This window comes from Candidatus Cardinium hertigii, from assembly GCF_003176915.1.
Taxonomy (GTDB): Bacteria; Bacteroidota; Bacteroidia; order Cytophagales; family Amoebophilaceae; genus Cardinium; species Cardinium hertigii_A.
On record NZ_CP029619.1, the window covers coordinates 23,710 to 40,153 of the forward strand.

Annotated in this window: 12 protein-coding genes and 5 tRNA genes; 14 read left to right on the top strand and 3 right to left on the bottom strand. The window is 40.4% G+C overall.

Annotation, left to right across the window (positions count from 1 at the left end; all coding sequences use genetic code 11):
- Positions 1-88: 88 nt before the first annotated feature.
- Positions 89-162: transfer RNA gene (locus DK880_RS00085), tRNA-Arg, on the bottom strand.
- Positions 163-398: 236 nt separating this feature from the next.
- On the opposite strand from DK880_RS00085, the gene DK880_RS00090 reads away from it, so the two are divergent.
- The 14 genes from DK880_RS00090 to rpoC all read left to right on the top strand — a co-directional run bounded on the left by DK880_RS00090 (position 399) and on the right by rpoC (position 14,673).
- On the top strand, positions 399-1,238 hold the full coding sequence (locus tag DK880_RS00090; protein WP_109996827.1) for a porin family protein: 840 nt from the start codon (positions 399-401) through the stop codon (positions 1,236-1,238).
- A gap of 288 nt (positions 1,239-1,526) precedes the next feature.
- A tRNA-Tyr gene (locus tag DK880_RS00095) sits at positions 1,527-1,609 on the top strand.
- Positions 1,610-1,670: 61 nt separating this feature from the next.
- Positions 1,671-1,743 (top strand) — tRNA-Gly (locus DK880_RS00100).
- Positions 1,744-1,775: 32 nt separating this feature from the next.
- Positions 1,776-1,847, top strand: a tRNA-Thr gene (locus tag DK880_RS00105).
- Between the two features lie 97 nt (positions 1,848-1,944).
- The gene (gene tuf, locus DK880_RS00110) at positions 1,945-3,132 is read left to right on the top strand and encodes an elongation factor Tu (protein ID WP_109996828.1); all 1,188 of its coding nucleotides are present in this window, start codon (positions 1,945-1,947) and stop codon (positions 3,130-3,132) included.
- 72 nt (positions 3,133-3,204) lie between these two features.
- Positions 3,205-3,277, top strand: a tRNA-Trp gene (locus DK880_RS00115).
- A 13-nt stretch (positions 3,278-3,290) separates the two neighbouring features.
- Positions 3,291-3,482 carry a preprotein translocase subunit SecE gene (secE, locus tag DK880_RS00120; protein WP_109996829.1) on the top strand — a complete coding sequence of 64 codons (192 nt, stop codon included), beginning with the start codon at positions 3,291-3,293 and terminating at the stop codon, positions 3,480-3,482.
- Between the two features lie 14 nt (positions 3,483-3,496).
- Entirely contained in the window at positions 3,497-4,063 is a 567-nt protein-coding gene (nusG, locus tag DK880_RS00125) for a transcription termination/antitermination protein NusG (protein WP_109996830.1), read from the top strand.
- A gap of 37 nt (positions 4,064-4,100) precedes the next feature.
- A complete protein-coding gene (gene rplK, locus DK880_RS00130; protein WP_109996831.1) occupies positions 4,101-4,541 on the top strand; it encodes a 50S ribosomal protein L11 in 441 nt (146 codons plus the stop codon).
- Positions 4,542-4,566: 25 nt separating this feature from the next.
- Complete coding sequence (gene rplA / locus DK880_RS00135; protein ID WP_109996832.1) at positions 4,567-5,259, top strand: 50S ribosomal protein L1; 693 nt, start codon at positions 4,567-4,569, stop codon at positions 5,257-5,259.
- Between the two features lie 4 nt (positions 5,260-5,263).
- Entirely contained in the window at positions 5,264-5,803 is a 540-nt protein-coding gene (rplJ, locus tag DK880_RS00140; protein ID WP_109996833.1) for a 50S ribosomal protein L10, read from the top strand.
- A gap of 58 nt (positions 5,804-5,861) precedes the next feature.
- Positions 5,862-6,242 carry a 50S ribosomal protein L7/L12 gene (gene rplL / locus DK880_RS00145; protein ID WP_109996834.1) on the top strand — a complete coding sequence of 127 codons (381 nt, stop codon included), beginning with the start codon at positions 5,862-5,864 and terminating at the stop codon, positions 6,240-6,242.
- 215 nt (positions 6,243-6,457) lie between these two features.
- On the top strand, positions 6,458-10,333 hold the full coding sequence (rpoB, locus tag DK880_RS00150) for a DNA-directed RNA polymerase subunit beta (protein WP_109996835.1): 3,876 nt from the start codon (positions 6,458-6,460) through the stop codon (positions 10,331-10,333).
- Between the two features lie 68 nt (positions 10,334-10,401).
- Positions 10,402-14,673 (top strand): DNA-directed RNA polymerase subunit beta', encoded by a 4,272-nt coding sequence (gene rpoC, locus DK880_RS00155; protein ID WP_109996836.1) that lies wholly within the window; start codon positions 10,402-10,404, stop codon positions 14,671-14,673.
- 171 nt (positions 14,674-14,844) lie between these two features.
- On the opposite strand, the gene DK880_RS00160 is transcribed toward rpoC, so the two are convergent.
- Positions 14,845-15,597 (bottom strand): ABC transporter ATP-binding protein, encoded by a 753-nt coding sequence (locus DK880_RS00160; RefSeq protein ID WP_109996837.1) that lies wholly within the window; start codon positions 15,595-15,597, stop codon positions 14,845-14,847.
- Between the two features lie 9 nt (positions 15,598-15,606).
- Entirely contained in the window at positions 15,607-16,350 is a 744-nt protein-coding gene (locus DK880_RS00165) for an MlaE family ABC transporter permease (RefSeq protein WP_109996838.1), read from the bottom strand.
- Positions 16,351-16,444 lie beyond the last annotated feature (94 nt).

A 16,444-nucleotide genomic window follows, 5' to 3' on the forward strand; every position in this document is an offset into this window, starting at 1 on the left:
AGAAACCTATCAATGCAACACCTTAGTTGGCATTAGACCGTAGTCGTTTGTTAGAATACCCTGCTGCTTTACACTTTTTGGGGGATAGTGGACTTGAAGGGATTCGAACCCCTAACCGCTGCATCCGTAGTGCAGTGCTCTATCCAGTTAAGCTACAAGTCCATTTCTCTCTGCCTTGCTTTTGAAATTTAGTAAAAAATATTAAAATAATTTACTTATATTGCCTTACGATAAAAAATAAGTAACCTTGCATCCTTTATTTTTATTTTTAAATATTCCTTATTATGTGTGATTTTTAGCTAGAATCAGCTCTTTCCCTTTTGTTTTATTACGCAGCAATAAATAAAGCAAATATATTATTATATTTACCAAAGTTTTAAATCTAAAATTGACTAATCGTGAAAAAGAAAGCATGGTATTGGTTCGTATTTTGTCTTGCTCTGCAGGGGGCAGTTGCTACGCCTTCTGTTGCGACCACACAAAAACCTGTTATTTCGGTAGCGCAAATGAACAAAGCGTCTGATACCTATCAGCCAATTATTGAGCAGAGGTATTTTGTATTTGTATTGGAATTGCTCAAGAAGGATTGGTTGCATCAGTCAGGGAAGTCCTCATTAGGTATGGAAAGATGGTCTTGGCGCGATTTTATGCGCTGGCCAACCCCTTCCCTTTTGTACGCTGTACGTATAAAAAAATCCCGTTTTGCAATAGGGGGAGGAATTGGCTTTAGTACGTTACAATATTCGTTTAAAAGTGATAAAAAAGAGAACTTTACGTTGCGCAAGAAGGGAAAAAATAATACAGAATATGGTGCAATAGATTCAGAAGATTTAGGAGGAGACAATTGGGGGCTTATACAGCCAAGTGCTGTAAAATATTCGCAGTGGAACGTTTCTTATATGGACTTTCTATTGGGCATGCGGTTTAATAGTGTATTAGAGCAGTCGAGAGAAGGCGTGCATGTTTGGTTGGGTGGAAAGCTAGGGGTGCGCCTTGCTTCTGCTACTACCATTGGTTATGAAGCGCACGACGCAATCAGCTCCTTGTACCGTGACAATGATTTTAACCTGAATCGTTTTGCGTTTAGTGGACAAATAGGTATAGGGTATCGTTTTGTTGGTCTAATTGGTAGTTATACCTTTACTCCTCTTTTTTCCGATGGGGTATTAAGGGAAAGGGATAGTACTACTTGTGGTGCTATAAAGCCTTACTCTGTATCGTTTTATCTCACCTGTTAGGCGGCACGCAAGGTTTTTCCTTGTGGGCAAGGTGTTAGGTGTTGGATGTTCTATCCATAGGCAGCTGCGCGCAATGTGTCTTGAAAAGGAACAAAATGCATGAGAATGTAGAGAATATAACATAAGGAAAAATTCCATAGGCCATGCTATTCCATGCAGAGTGGGTCGTGGTAGGGTTGTAGAGAATGGATATATTTCGTATACTTGTTTAGTTTGCTCTTAGTTATAGGGAATAAATAGATTGCTGGTTTATTTTTTTTTGTTTGGTATTGGTTGTTATGTACTTAGGGGGAGATGCCAGAGTGGCCAATTGGGGCGGACTGTAAATCCGTTGCTGTATAGCTTCGAAGGTTCGAATCCTTCTCTCCCCACTAGTATACAAATGTTTAGTAGAGGTTACGCTTAATTTTTAAGCTAGGGTAATGTAATAAGGCGGGAGTAGCTCAGTTGGTAGAGCGACAGCCTTCCAAGCTGTAGGTCGCGAGTTCGAGACTCGTCTCCCGCTCTTTCATTTAAAGCTTAAAGCTTGTGTGAAGGGCCGGTGTAGCTCAGGGGTAGAGTGCTTCCTTGGTAAGGAAGAGGTCACGGGTTCAAATCCCGTCATTGGCTCTATAGCTGGGGTGGATGTGTGCATAGGTTTTGGGTAGATCCAACAAAAATTATTTGGTTAATATTTTTATTTTAAATCTAAAGAATACATATTATTATGGCAAAGGAGACATTTGATCGGTCAAAACCACATGTAAACATTGGTACCATTGGGCACGTCGATCATGGCAAGACAACCTTAACTGCTGCGATTACTGCTGTGTTGTCTAAAGCGGGATTGGCGGAAAAGAAAGAATTTTCATCCATTGACGCAGCGCCAGAAGAAAAAGAACGCGGTATTACCATTAATACAGCGCACGTAGAATACCAAACTAAAACAAGGCATTATGCACACGTAGACTGTCCTGGTCACGCAGATTATGTCAAAAACATGATTACAGGTGCCGCGCAAATGGATGGTGCGATCCTTGTAGTAGCAGCTACGGATGGTCCTATGCCTCAAACGAGAGAACATATTCTGTTAGCCAATCAAATTGGTGTTCCTAGTATCGTTGTCTTCTTGAATAAGGTGGATGCGGTAAATGATCCTGAAATACTTGAACTGGTAGAACTCGAAGTTAGAGAGCTCTTGAGTACCTATAAGTTTGATGGGGATAATGCGCCCATTATCCATGGTTCTGCATTAGGTGCGCTCAATGGTGAGCCTGAAGCGGAGGCTAAGATACAGGAGTTAATGAACGCAGTGGATGGACATATTCCTTTGCCGGTACGTTTGATAGACCGAGATTTTTTGATGCCGATAGAAGGTACTCATACGATTACAGGGCGTGGAACGGTTGCTACAGGTAGAATTGAAAAAGGTGTGATTACTACAGGTAGTCCAGTAGAAATCATTGGTATGGGAGCGGAGAAGCTCACTTCTACCGTTACAGGAATAGAAATGTTTCGTAAAATCTTGGATAGAGGGGAAGCAGGGGATAATGTAGGGCTTCTATTGCGTGGCGTAGATAAAGATGCCATTCGACGTGGAATGATCATTTGTAAACCAGGCAGCTTAAAACCGCATCACAAATTTAAGGCGGAGATTTATGTGTTAACTGAAAAAGAAGGGGGGCGCCACAAGCCATTTGTTAGCAAGTATAGGCCGCAGTGCTACTTTAGGACAACGGATGTTACAGGTGAGATAAAATTACCGGATGATGTAAAAATGGTAATGCCAGGAGACAATGTTAACTTAGAGATTGCCTTAATAAATAGTATTGCCATGGAAGTAGGGTTGCGTTTTGCGATTCGTGAGGGAGGGAGGACAGTTGGTGCAGGACGGGTAACAGAAATTATTGAATAGAAGGGGTATGGTTTCTCTTTTGTTGAGGGTGGTATGTACTGTTCCTTGCTGGGGTAGCCCGAACGCATCCATACGGGTGTAGCTCAATTGGTAGAGTGGTGGTCTCCAAAACCATAGGTTGGGAGTTCGAGTCTCCCCACCCGTGCATAAAATAAAATATGTCAAAGTTAAAGCTGTTTGTACAAAGTTTAATTCAGGAGATTAAGTATAAAATCACTTGGCCTCCTTACGGTAAGCTGCAAAGTAATGCATTATTGGTGCTGGTAGCATCTTTTATATTCGCATTGTTTATTGGATTGATGGATTTGTCTTTAAGGGAAGCTTTTATTTGGTTTTATAATGCTTTTTAAAGTAGACTAGTGGCATGGATACGTTACAATGGTATGTGCTTAAGGTTATAAGTAAGCAGGAAGAAAAAATAAAGAGCAGTTTACAGGTAGAGCTTCTCAAGGAAGGGTTACAGCATAGGGTAGGAGAGGTATTTATTCCTTATGAGAAGGTATATGAGATACGTGCCGGAAAAAAAACTATCAAAAATAGAAATAAATGTCCGGGCTATATTTTTTTGCAAGCAGATCTTTCCAATAGCTTATTCCTATTGATGCAACTGCTCAGGAGAATCAGAGGGATCTTAGGTTTTTTAGGGGTAGAAGGGTGGAAGGCTACTGATGCCCCACTCCCTTTAAGTCAAGTAGAGGTGGATCGTTTTATAGGGAAAGCAAGTGAATCAGATCCTGTTGATGTAAAGCTAGCGACTATTTTTATGGTAGGTGAAGTGGTTGAAATTATAGATGGCCCTTTTGTGGGTTTTTCTGGGGAAATAGAAGAAATTTTTGAGGAGAAAAAAACCCTTAATGTAGTGGTTAAAATTTTTGATGAACGGAGTACGCCCGTAGAATTGCGTTATACACAAGTTAAAAAGCTTCTTTAGCAGTGAAGTCTTTGCTCAAGTTAAAATACAATATGTTATGTCTAAACCAGTTGTAGGTTATGTTAGGTTGCGGATCAAAGGTGGTTCCGCTAATCCTGCACCGCCTGTAGGTCCAGCTTTGGGTAGCAAGGGCATCAATATCATGGAGTTTTGTAAGCAATTTAATGCTAGAACCAAGGAAAAACAGGGGGAATTGTTACCGGTTGTTATTACCGTTTATCAAGATAAGACGTTTGATTTTATTGTTAAGACACCGCCTACTGTTGTTTCGATTATGCAGCTTGCAGAAGTGTCAAAAGGTTCCTCTGAACCAAATAGGCGGAAGGTAGCACGTATTAGTTGGGAGAAAATCCAACAAATTGCAGAAGGCAAGTTGCCCGACCTCAATACCTTAGATGTACATGCTGCCATGCGTATGGTCGCTGGGACAGCAAGAAGTATGGGGATTACGGTAGAAGGTAATGCACCTTGGGCTTAGCATCATTCAGATATAGAATATAGAAATGGGAAGGCAAAAGAATAAAAAATGTCATACAGTTGTGCTCTCTAAAGAGATGCATCCGTTAAATAAAGTCGTCGAGTTGGTAAAACAAGCTACCTCGACCAAGTTTGATGCTTCTGTGGATGTTGCGATTCGTTTAGGCGTTGATCCAAAGAAATCGGATCAAGTGGTTAGGGGTAGCGTATCACTCCCACATGGGACCGGTAAGCCATGTCGTATTTTAGTGCTTTGTACAGCCGATAAAGAAGCAGAGGCAACAGAAGCAGGGGCAGATTATGTAGGGTTAGATACCTATATAGATAAGATAGCGCAGGGGTGGACAGGGGTAGATGTTATTATTACGATGCCTACTGTGATGGTTAAGTTGGGTAAGCTAGGTGCTGTATTAGGTCCCAGAGGATTAATGCCTAATCCTAAAGTGGGTACGGTTACTATGGATGTTGCTGGGATGGTTAGAGAGATAAGAGCTGGAAAAATCAGTTTTAAGACCGATAAGTATGGCATTGTGCATAGCAGTGTAGGGCGTATTTCTTTTCCAGTAGAAAAGATTGGAGAGAATATAGTGGAATTACTAAAAGCGGTTGTAAGATTGAAGCCTTCTACTTCAAAGGGACTTTATATCAATAGTATCAGTCTGTCTAGCACGATGAGCAAAGGTTTTTTTATAGATAGAAGTATAGCCATTGGACTTTAGAAAAATGAAACGTGCAGAAAAATTAACAGTTATAGAGGATTTGGCAAACAAGTTTACTACGTATGATTGTTTCTATGTAGTGGACGCCATGGGGCTTACCGTAGCGCAAGTAAATAAATTTAGGAAAAGCTGTGCAGAACAAAAGTTGCTCTATCAAGTAGCTAAGAATACATTTATTCAGAAAGCATTGGAACGATCTGGTAAAGGAGAAACGCATGCACCTTTTTTCTCTAAAGTTTTGAGCGGTTTTTCTGGGATTTTGTTTGTCTCTGAGAAAGCAAGTACGCCTGCAAGAATGTTAAAAGATTTTTGGGTAGCAGAACGTTTGCATCGCCCTCTTCTTAAGGGAGCTTCTATTTATGGTGATTTGTTTATCGGGCCAGCGCATTTGGAGGCATTGCGTAACTTGAAGTCGAAGGTGGAGTTATTGGGTGATATAGTTGCCCTGCTCCAATCCCCTATGGCCAATGTAATGGCTGCACTCCAATCTGGAGAGAGGCGTTTAATGGGTGTAGTAGAAACTTTATCGAAAGCTTCCCTTTAACCAAATGGATCTCTTTTGTGTATATATATCAATTATTTAATAAACACTTATAATAAATATGGCTGATTTAAAAGTTTTAGCGGAGCAGCTTGTTAATTTAACGGTTAAGCAGGCGAACGAGTTGTTCGATATTTTAAAACAGGAACACGGCATTGAGCCAGCAGCAGCAGCTCCTGTGGTTATGGCAGCAGCCCCTGCTGCGACAGGTGGAGAAGCTGCACCAGAACAAACAGCCTTTGATGTAGTTTTGAAGTCAGCAGGAAGCAGTAAGTTAGCTGTGGTAAAACGGGTTAGAGAGCTTACAGGGTTAGCTTTAACAGAAGCTAAAGGAATGGTTGATAAAGCCCCTGTTACGTTAAAAGAAAAATTAACGAAAGAGGAAGCAGATACCATGAAACAAAAGCTGGAAGAAGAAGGGGCAGAGGTAGAGCTAAAATAAATATAAAAGCAATATCTGCTTTACTGTTAGGATAAGGAAGATAAGTTATAGGGAGTTTTGGCTCTAAAACCTCTATATATGCTAGTTAAAGTGGCTGAGAAATGGACATTAGTTTCAGCTTATTAAGCATTTTACACTGTTGCATGCATATTACATGTGGGAATGTGTGTCTTGCTTCTTTTTAATGCATAAAACTATAAACGGATAGTACCTTCGTGAAAAACAATCAACCTAACAAAGAACGCCACAGCAATAGTTCAGATAGCTTTAGTAGTTGTACTAGTTTGCTTGATATCCAATTAAAATCTTTTAAAGATTTTTTCCAGTTGGGTGTTACTCCAGAAAATAGAATGCGTGAAGGGCTCTATAAAGCTTTTATGGAGCACTTCCCCATTGAAGATCCCAAGCATAATTGCACCTTAGAATTTATCAATTATACCATAGATCCTCCCCAATATGCGCCTCGGGAATGTATTGAGCGTGGTTTAACCTATGATGTACCGTTGAAAGTCAAATTGCGTTTGATACAGCAAGATGACCAAACAGGTAAATATGAGGGAGTTGAGCAAGAAGTCTTTCTAGGCAATATCCCTTATATGACGGAGCAAGGGTCTTTTATTTTAAATGGTATAGAGCGTGTAGTAGTTTCTCAGGTACATAAATCATCTGGTATTTTCTTTTTTGAAAACAAGCATCTTAGCGGATCAAATATTTACTCTGCTAAGGTAGTACCTGCCAAAGGTGTTTGGATTGAATTTACGGTTGACGTCAATGGTGTAATGTATATCTATGTAGATAGGAAAAAGAAAATTCCTATTACGACCATGCTGCGTGCGATAGGCTATGGTAGTGATAAAGAGCTCCTTAACCTATTTGACCTGGCAGAAGAAGTAGAGGCAACGCAACCCATACTAGCGCAACATATGGGACGCAAGCTAGCTGCTCGTATTGTAAAGCGCAACGTAGAAGATATTATAGATGAGGAAACAGGTGAGGTAGTAGCATGGACCAGCTATGCAGTTATTGCAGAACGGAATACTCCATTGGATGAGGACGCTATAGAAATTATATTGGCTTCAGGTGTAGATACGGTTATGCTGCATAAGTTAGATACAACTTGTGCTGATTATAGTGCAGTGTACAATGCCTTTAGTAAGGATCCAGCCAATGACACAAGGGAAGCCATCCAGCATATTTACCGTCAGTTACGAGATTCAGAAGCGCCAGATGAGCAAACAGCACGTGAAACCGTAGAAGCACTGCTTTTTAGCAGCAAGCGTTATACGTTAGGTAGTGTAGGCCGCTATAGGATCAATAAAAAATTGAACTTGGATATTCCTTTAAAAACGGCTGTTTTAACACAGGAAGATATTATACATATTATTCATTATCTTATTAAAATAGTGAATGGTACAGCTTCAGTAGATGATATTGATCATCTAAGCAACCGTCGTGTGCGTTCTGTTGGAGAACAATTGGCTACCCAATTTAGCGTAGGGCTTGCGCGATTGGCTAGGGCTGTTCGAGAAAAAATTAATGTACGGGAAGCGGAAACTTTTAAGCCAGTAGATCTAATTAATGCCCGGACACTTTCTTCTATCATCAATGCTTTCTTTGGCATTAATCCTCTTTCTCAATTAATTGATCAGGTAAATCCCTTAGCCGAGATTACCCATAAGCGTCGGGTATCTGCATTAGGTCCTGGTGGGCTTTCTAGAGATCGTGCTGGTTTTGAGGTTCGGGATGTCCATTATTCCCACTATGGTCGGTTGTGCACCATTGAAACGCCAGAAGGAATGAATATTGGATTGATTTCTTCTCTTTGTATGTATGCGCGGGTGAATAGCATGGGATTTATTGAAACGCCCTATAGGCAAGTACATAATGGGCAGGTATTGTTAGATAGTCCCATTTGTTACCTCAGTGCTTCGGAAGAAGAAAAAGCTAATTTTGCGCCAGCCAGTGTGCGTTTAGATGCTGACGGTAGAATTTTAGATGAGCGGGTCAAGGTACGTAGCGCAGATGAATATCCGCTTGTTAAGCCAGAGCAGGTGCATTATATGGATATTGCTAGTAGTCAGATTGCTTCGGTTGCCGCTTCCCTGATCCCTTTTTTGGAGCACAATGATGCCAGTCGTGCTTTGATGGGTTCCAATATGCAGCGGCAAGCGGTTCCTTTGGTTAAGCCAGATAGGCCCATTGTCGGAACAGGTGTAGAAAAAAGAGTTGCGGAAGAGTTCAAGGGGTTACCCACTGCTGAGGGGAATGGAAGGGTAACCTATGTAGACGGAAGAAAAATTATCATTACCTATGATCGCTCTGAAGAAGAAGCGCTGGTTGCGTTTGACGCGGCTTCTGTAACCTATCCTATTGACAAATTTAGAGGTACCAATCGCAATACCTGTATCAACCTATCTCCGCTTGTTTCTAAAGGGGATGCTGTAGTGAAAGGACAGCTGCTTTGCGAGGGGTATGCTACTCAGAAAGGGGAATTGGCATTGGGAAAACATTTAAAAGTTGCTTTCCTTTCTTGGAAGGGTTATACGTTTGAGGATGGTATTGTGCTTTCTGAACGGGTAGTACAGGATGATCTCTTTACTTCTATTCATATCAAAGAATTTGTCTTAGAAGTAAAAGATACTAAGTTTGGTGCGGAGGAATTAACCAACGAGATTCCCAATGTTAGCGAAGCTGTTATTAGTAAATTAGACAGCAATGGTATTGTTAGAATAGGAACTGAAGTTAAGGAAGGCGATATATTGATTGGCAAAATTACGCCTAAAGGGGAGATAGATGTTACGCCGGAAGCAAGATTATTAAAAGCTATTTTTGGTGATAAAGCAGGAGATGTTAAGAATACCTCCTTACAAGTTCCTCCTGGGATGGAGGGGATGGTTATAGATACCAAACTATTTTCTGGTCCTGCCAAGGATAAGGAAAGCAAGCTAAAAGTAAAAAAAGAGCTAGAATTATTAAAAAAAGCACATGCTAGGGAGCTGTTGAAATTAAGGGAATTAATTATTACCAAGTTATCAACGCTTTTAGACGGTATGGTGACGGATGGTATCTACCATCAATTTGGGGATATAATCATTGAGCCAGGCAGTAAGTTTAGCAGTCAAGTAATTAGTGAAAAGCTCTTTCCTAAAAAAAATATTTATCAGGATGAATCCCTTTACAATGTTCCAGAGGAAAGCCATTTCATTGGTGATTTACTACTAGATAATTGGACAAAGGATGATCGTAAAAATGTGCTTATCCAACGCATTATAGAAGGCTATAGTAAAAAGCGTAGGCGTTACATAGTACGTTTTAAGCGTGAAAAATTTGCATTAGAAGCAGGGGATGGGTTGCCCAAGGGAGTAGTGCAGGTAGTTAAAGTTTATATTGCAGAAAAAAGAAAAATTAAGGTAGGGGATAAAATGTCTGGAAGACATGGTAATAAGGGCATTGTGTGTAAGATTGTTCCGCAAGAAGATATGCCATTCCTAGCAGACGGGGTGCCTGTAGATGTGGTATTGAGTCCGCTTGCGTTGCCTTCTCGTATGAATTTAGGCCAGCTATATGAAGCCGTTTTAGGATGGGCTGGTTATACATTAGATAGGCGTTATTCCAATCCTATTTTTGAAGGTATGCCGTTAGAGCAAATCTCAGCGGAATTGGAGCGTGCAGGGTTACCTGCTTTTGGTAAGACAGCCGTTTATGATGGCGGAACGGGGCTTCTATTCGAGCATAAGGTTACCGTTGGGGTAGTGTATTTGTTGAAGCTTGCCCATTTGGTAGATGATAAGATGCATGCACGTTCTACCGGTCCTTACTCTTTGATAACACAGCAGCCATTAGGGGGGAAATCCCAATTTGGGGGGCAGCGGTTTGGAGAAATGGAAGTTTGGGCATTGGAGGCGTATGGTGCGGCTTATACTTTACAAGAAATGCTTAATACCAAGTCAGATGATGTAGTGGGCAGATCTAAGGCCTATGAGGCAATTGTAAAAGGAAATAATATCCCTAAGCCAAATTTGTCGGAATCATTCAATGTATTGATTCACGAGTTAAGAGGATTGGGTCTTGAAATCACGCTGGTACCGTAGTAATCGTATGGAATAGTGTACGTATTATACGGATTATCCAGTGATTATGCTATCTGTTTAGACAAGGTATGAAATTTAGAAGAAACAAGCTGTATAGCACTGAGTTTTCTGGTATTGTGGCAAGCCTAGCTTCTCCAGAAGTAATTCTTTCACGTTCCTCTGGGGAAGTAATGTTGCCAGAAACTATTAATTATAGAACTTACAAACCAGAAACAAAGGGATTATTTTGTGAACGTATATTTGGTCCTGTAAAAGATTGGGAGTGTCATTGCGGAAAATACAAAGGCATCCGTTATAAAAGCATTGTATGCGATAGATGTGGGGTTGAAATTACAGAAAAAAAGCAACGAAGAGAGCGAGTAGGACATATTGAATTGGTCGTTCCTGTAGTTCATATTTGGTATTTTAGGGTACTGCCTAGTAAAATTAGCTACTTATTAGGCATTCCTACTAAAAAAGTAGAGCAAATTATATACTACGAACGGTACGTAGTTGTTCAGCCAGGTATTAAGGAAGTAGATGGCATAGAGGCTATGGCTCTTCTATCTGAGGAAGAATATCTGGCTATTTTAGAGCAGTTGCCTCCAGAAAATCAATTGTTGAGCCCTTCAGATCCCAATAAGTTTATCGCTCAAATTGGCGCAGAAGCTATTGAATCTGTTCTTAAAAGAATTGATCTCAAGAAGCTTTCTATTGAATTAAGGAAGCAATTGTTGACAGATACCTCTCAGCAGCGTCGTTTGGAGGTAGTTAAAAGGTTAAAAATTGTAGAAGGGTTCAGAGATCCCAACAGAAAAGTTGAGAACCGTCCGGAGTGGATGGTAATGCGTATATTGCCTGTTATTCCCCCTGAACTGCGTCCACTTTTTTCATTAGGCGGAGGTAAATTTGCCACTTCTGATTTAAATGATTTATATAGACGGGTTATTATTAGAAATAACAGGTTAAAGCGATTATTAGACATTAAGGCCCCTCAGATCATCATACGCAATGAAATGCGTATGTTACAAGAAGCCGTTGATTCTTTATTTGATAACTCCCGAAAGGTCAATTCAGTGGCTTCAGAAGGTATTCGGCCATTGAAATCCCTTTCAGATATGTTGAAAGGGAAGCAAGGCCGTTTTAGGCAAAACTTATTAGGAAAGCGTGTAGACTATTCTGGTCGATCTGTTATTGTGGTGGGGCCTGAATTAATGCTACATGAATGTGGTTTGCCGAAAGAAATGGCTTTAGAGCTATTTATGCCTTTTGTCATACGTAGGCTTATAGAGCGCGGTGTAGCGGAAACAGTAAAAGTAGCTAAAAGGCTAATTGAAGAGAAAAATGCGGTTGTTTGGGATGTGTTAGAATATGCTTTGCAAGGTCATCCCGTACTGCTGAATCGTGCCCCTACCTTGCACCGATTAGGGATACAGGCTTTTCAACCTAAACTTATTGAAGGCAAATCGATTCAATTGCATCCTTTGGTTTGTACAGCTTTTAATGCTGACTTTGATGGGGATCAGATGGCCATTCATGTTCCGCTTGGGCAGGAAGCTATTGCAGAGGCTACGTTACTGATGCTCGCTCCTTTTAATGTGTTGAATCCTTCTAATGGCGTACCCATTACTATTCCATCACGTGATATGATCTTGGGGTTGCACTATTTAACGAAAGGGAAGCGAAGCACGTCTGATGATAGCGTATTAGGGGAAGGGATGTGTTTTTATGCGCCTCAAGAGGTATTAATTGCGTTTGCGCATGAAAAAGTATCCAAGCATGCCTATATAAAGCTGCTCCTACGTAAAAAGAATGCAATAGGCGAAGAGGAACGGCTATACATTGAAACTACGGTTGGACGTGTGTTGTTTAATGAATATTGTCCAGAAGGCATGGCCTTCATCAATGAAACGCTTAATGTAAGAAACATGCAAGGTATCGTAGTAGATATGTATGCCCAGTTTGGTACGGTAGCTACTGTAACTTTTCTAGATAACATTAAGAAATTAGGCTTTGAAAGTGCCTTCCAGGCAGGCATGTCCATTGGGTTGGATGATGTGAAAGTACCTGCTACTAAAAGCCAGCTTATTGAACAAGCCACTGCAGAGATAGAGGCGATTTCGAATAATTACATGCTGGGATTGATTACAGATAATGAAAGATATAATCAGGTCATTGATGTGTGGACAAGGGCCAATACACGCATTACCCATCAATTAATGGAACAATTAGAGGCAGATCAAGATTCTTTTAATTCGGTCTATATGATGATGGTGTCTGGTGCCAGAGGTTCTCGAGAGCAGGTTCGTCAGTTAGGGGGAATGAAGGGTTTGATTACCAGGCCTAAGAAAAGTGCACAAGGTGCAGTAGGCGAAATTATTGAAGATCCTATTATTTCTAACTTTCAAGAAGGGTTGAATGTGATTGAGTATTTTATTGCTACGCATGGTGCTCGAAAGGGGCTAGCGGATACGGCCTTAAAAACAGCAGATGCAGGTTATTTAACCAGAAGGTTAGTAGATGTAGCGCAGGATTTAACTGTTATTTTGGAAGATTGTGGTACGCTTAAAGGGGTTCGTGTACAGGCTGTAAAGGTTGAGAATCGAGTAGTTGAATCCCTCTCAGAACGGATTCTTGGACGTGTAGTAGCAGAGGATGTATTCAATCCTAAAACAGGGAAATTATTGATTCAGAGTGGGAGTGAAATCGATGAACAAATTGTGGCTAGCATAGAAGCGGCAGGCCTAGAAGAAATGTTCATACGTTCCGTATTAACTTGTGATTTATCGCAAGGGGTTTGTGTAAAGTGTTATGGCAGAAATTTAGCGACCTGTAATATGGTATCTATAGGGGAAGCGGTAGGTGTTATTGCTGCGCAATCCATTGGGCAGCCTGGTACGCAGCTTACCATGCGTACTTTCCATGTGGGAGGTATTGCTTCTAATATAGCAGTGGACGCCAAGGTTAAAGCAAAGTACGCGGGTATGGTATCTTTTGAGGATTTAATTACTACTACTTATTTGGATCAAGATGGGGAAGAAGTTGAGGTAGTAATGAGCCGTTCTGCTGAGTTGCAAATCCTAGAATCTGCTTCAAAAAAAATCTTAATAAGTACCCACGTACCTTATGGGGCCTATCTTAAAGTAAAAGATAAGGCATCTGTCATTTATGATCAGGAGCTTTATCATTGGGATCCCTATAATGTAGTGGTGCTGGCTACGCAGGAAGGAACGGTTAAGTTTTTGGATCTTGAAGAAGGCATTACCTATCAAGAAGAGTTTGATGAACAGACTGGTCGTAAGGCAAAGGTAATGATTGAATCCAGGGATAAGTCTAAACAACCAGGGGTTGCACTATGTGATAAAAAAGGCAAGCCTGTAGCTACCTATACACTTCCTGTTAAAGCACAAATTACAGTAGAAATAGGGGATGTAGTTCAAAAAGGAGAAGTGCTAGCCAAAGTTCCTCGTATTATCAACCAAACACGTGACATTACAGGTGGTTTACCCCGTGTGGTGGAACTCTTTGAAGCTAGAAGGCCAGCAAATACAGCTGTAATCAGTGAGTTAAGTGGGATCGTTTCTTATGGTGGTATTAAAAGAGGAAACAGGGAAATTTTTATCGAGTCTAAAGAAGGGGTACGGGCTAAATATATGATTCCTTTATCCAAGCACATTTTGGTACAAGATAATGATTATGTAAAGGTAGGGGAAGTTATTACAGATGGCTCAGTAGCTGTTGCGGACCTTTTAGCTACGAAGGGACCGTTAGTGGCACAAGAATTTATTCTTAATGAACTACAAAGTGTATATCGCCTACAGGGAGAAAAGATCAATAATAAACATATTGAAATCATCATTAAGCAGATGATGCGTAAGGTAGAGGTAATTGATCCAGGTGATACGAACTTATTGCATGGACAAATGCTTGATAAAGCCCAATTTTTAGAAGAGAATAATCGTATTTATGATAAGTGTATTGTTGAAGCGGTAGGCGGGTCTACCCTGTTTGAATTGGGACAATTTGTACCTAAGCATAGGTTAATTCAAGAAAATGAACAGCTTCAGCAAAAAGGGTTGGACCCTGTTCAGGTAAGATCAGCAGAGATGGCTATTGCACAACCAAAATTGCAAGGTATTACACAAGCTTCTTTGGCTACGCAAAGTTTCTTATCTGCGGCTTCTTTCCAGGAAACTTCCAAAGTGTTAAGTGATGCGGCTGTTAGTGCTAAGTACGATAGCCTCAAAGGATTAAAAGAAAATATTATTGTGGGCCATTTGATTCCTGCTGGAACAGGTATACGCAAGTATGAAAAATTAATGGTAAACTCCAAACGGGAATACGATGCAGCAGTAAGTTAATTCGGTTAGCAGCAGGTGTATGCTTACATAGGGAGCTTGTCTTCAGCAGAAAAATATAAACAAGGGATCTCGCCTTAAAAAGAGATCCCACCTTTGCGCTATCCCTGTAACAACCGCGCATCTCACTACGGAAAAGGGACAAAGCGCATGCTCAGCTAATGGAAAGCTGTTCTACATGGAAGAGCAAAGAAACGTTTTAAATTTTCCAACAAATAAAAAGTTCTGCAACGAAATTACATCGGTATGTAAAATAGCCTTGGAGCTACCTTCCCATGTTTTTTTAGCCTGATGTAGGAATAGGATAAAATCCCCTAAGGAGAGGATCGTATTCATATCGTGCGTTACCACTACGGTAGTTGTTCGATAGGTATAGGTAATTTCAGCAATTAGTTCATCAATTTTCAATGCCGTTTGAGGATCTAGACCTGAGTTAGGTTCGTCGCAAAACAAATATTTAGGGTGGGTAACAATAGCTCTAGCTATACCCGCCCTTTTTTTCATACCACCACTTAATTCATTGGGCATTTTACGTTGGACATCTGCTAATCCTACCTGTTCTAAGCATTCGTTAACCCGATCTTTTTTTTCAGCTAATGGCATATCGGTCAATGCATCTAGTGGGAAGCGAACATTCTCTTCTATAGTTTGCGAATCAAATAAAGCCCCCCCTTGAAAAAGCATGCCAATTTCTCTTCTTATTTCAGTTTGCAACGGCTTAGATCCATAAATAAGGTCCCGATTATCAAAAAGAGCCTGTCCTTGATCTGGCATCAACAAGCCAACCAAGCATTTGACCAGTAAACTTTTCCCCGATCCACTAGCACCTATTATTAGGCTCATTTGTCCAGCTTGGAAATGGCCACTAATATGGTCTAAGATAATTTTATTATTAAAAGATTTAGAGATGTTTTCAAAAGAAATCATACCAACGATTTATACACGATTTCCTAGTAAGCCGTACACCAAGAATAGGTCTGCTATAAGAATAGCTAGACAGCTATTGGTTACGGCGTCTGTGCTAGCCTGTCCTACATCTAATGCTCCCCCTCTTGTGGTAAAACCTTTGTAACAAGCTAATGAGGAGAGCATAAAGCCATATACTAAGGACTTGTAGAGTGCGACATGTACGTCATATACATCAAATGCTTGTCTTAATCCATCCAAATAGGCTTTAGGGGAGAACGTGGTTAACCATGTACAAGCGAGATACCCACCGTAGATAGAAAGAAACATTGCAATAATAACCAGTAAAGGGAACATACAGACCGTAGCAATAATTTTAGGTAAAGCTAAGTAGTTCTTCGTATTGATACCCATAATTTCTAAGGCATCGATTTGTTCACTAATGCGCATAGAACCTAATTCACTAGCTATACTAGAACTTATCTTTCCTGTAAACACAATACCAATAACGGTAGGAGCTAATTCTGAAACAGTCATATTGCGAACAGCAAGACCTATGATAGATTTGGGCATAAAAGGATTGGTCATTTGAGAGGCTAGTTGGACAAAAGTAGCACTTCCCATAAAAATGGAAATGATACAAACAATCCCAACAGAATCGACACCGATTTGTATACATTCTTTAGTTAAACGTGCTAAAAACATACGGTAAGGTACCGCGTTGCCAAACATAGCACGTAAAAAGAGCAAATAAGCCTTCAGCTCTTTTACCATGTGGTCTATTTATTAAATAAAAAATTACCTTATGATATGATATGATATAATAATAAGGTATAACAACACCCTAACCTAGCGCATCTGTAAGCAA

Bases quoted from the DNA above. Each gene is read 5' to 3' on its own strand.
- tuf (WP_109996828.1), top strand. From the start codon at position 1,945: ATGGCAAAGGAGACATTTGATCGGTCAAAACCACATGTAAACATTGGT.
- secE (WP_109996829.1), top strand. From the start codon at position 3,291: ATGTCAAAGTTAAAGCTGTTTGTACAAAGTTTAATTCAGGAGATTAAG.
- rplL (WP_109996834.1), top strand. From the start codon at position 5,862: ATGGCTGATTTAAAAGTTTTAGCGGAGCAGCTTGTTAATTTAACGGTT.
- rplJ (WP_109996833.1), top strand. From the start codon at position 5,264: ATGAAACGTGCAGAAAAATTAACAGTTATAGAGGATTTGGCAAACAAG.
- DK880_RS00160 (WP_109996837.1), bottom strand. From the start codon at position 15,597: ATGATTTCTTTTGAAAACATCTCTAAATCTTTTAATAATAAAATTATC.
- nusG (WP_109996830.1), top strand. From the start codon at position 3,497: ATGGATACGTTACAATGGTATGTGCTTAAGGTTATAAGTAAGCAGGAA.
- rpoC (WP_109996836.1), top strand. From the start codon at position 10,402: ATGAAATTTAGAAGAAACAAGCTGTATAGCACTGAGTTTTCTGGTATT.
- DK880_RS00165 (WP_109996838.1), bottom strand. From the start codon at position 16,350: ATGGTAAAAGAGCTGAAGGCTTATTTGCTCTTTTTACGTGCTATGTTT.
- rplK (WP_109996831.1), top strand. From the start codon at position 4,101: ATGTCTAAACCAGTTGTAGGTTATGTTAGGTTGCGGATCAAAGGTGGT.
- rplA (WP_109996832.1), top strand. From the start codon at position 4,567: ATGGGAAGGCAAAAGAATAAAAAATGTCATACAGTTGTGCTCTCTAAA.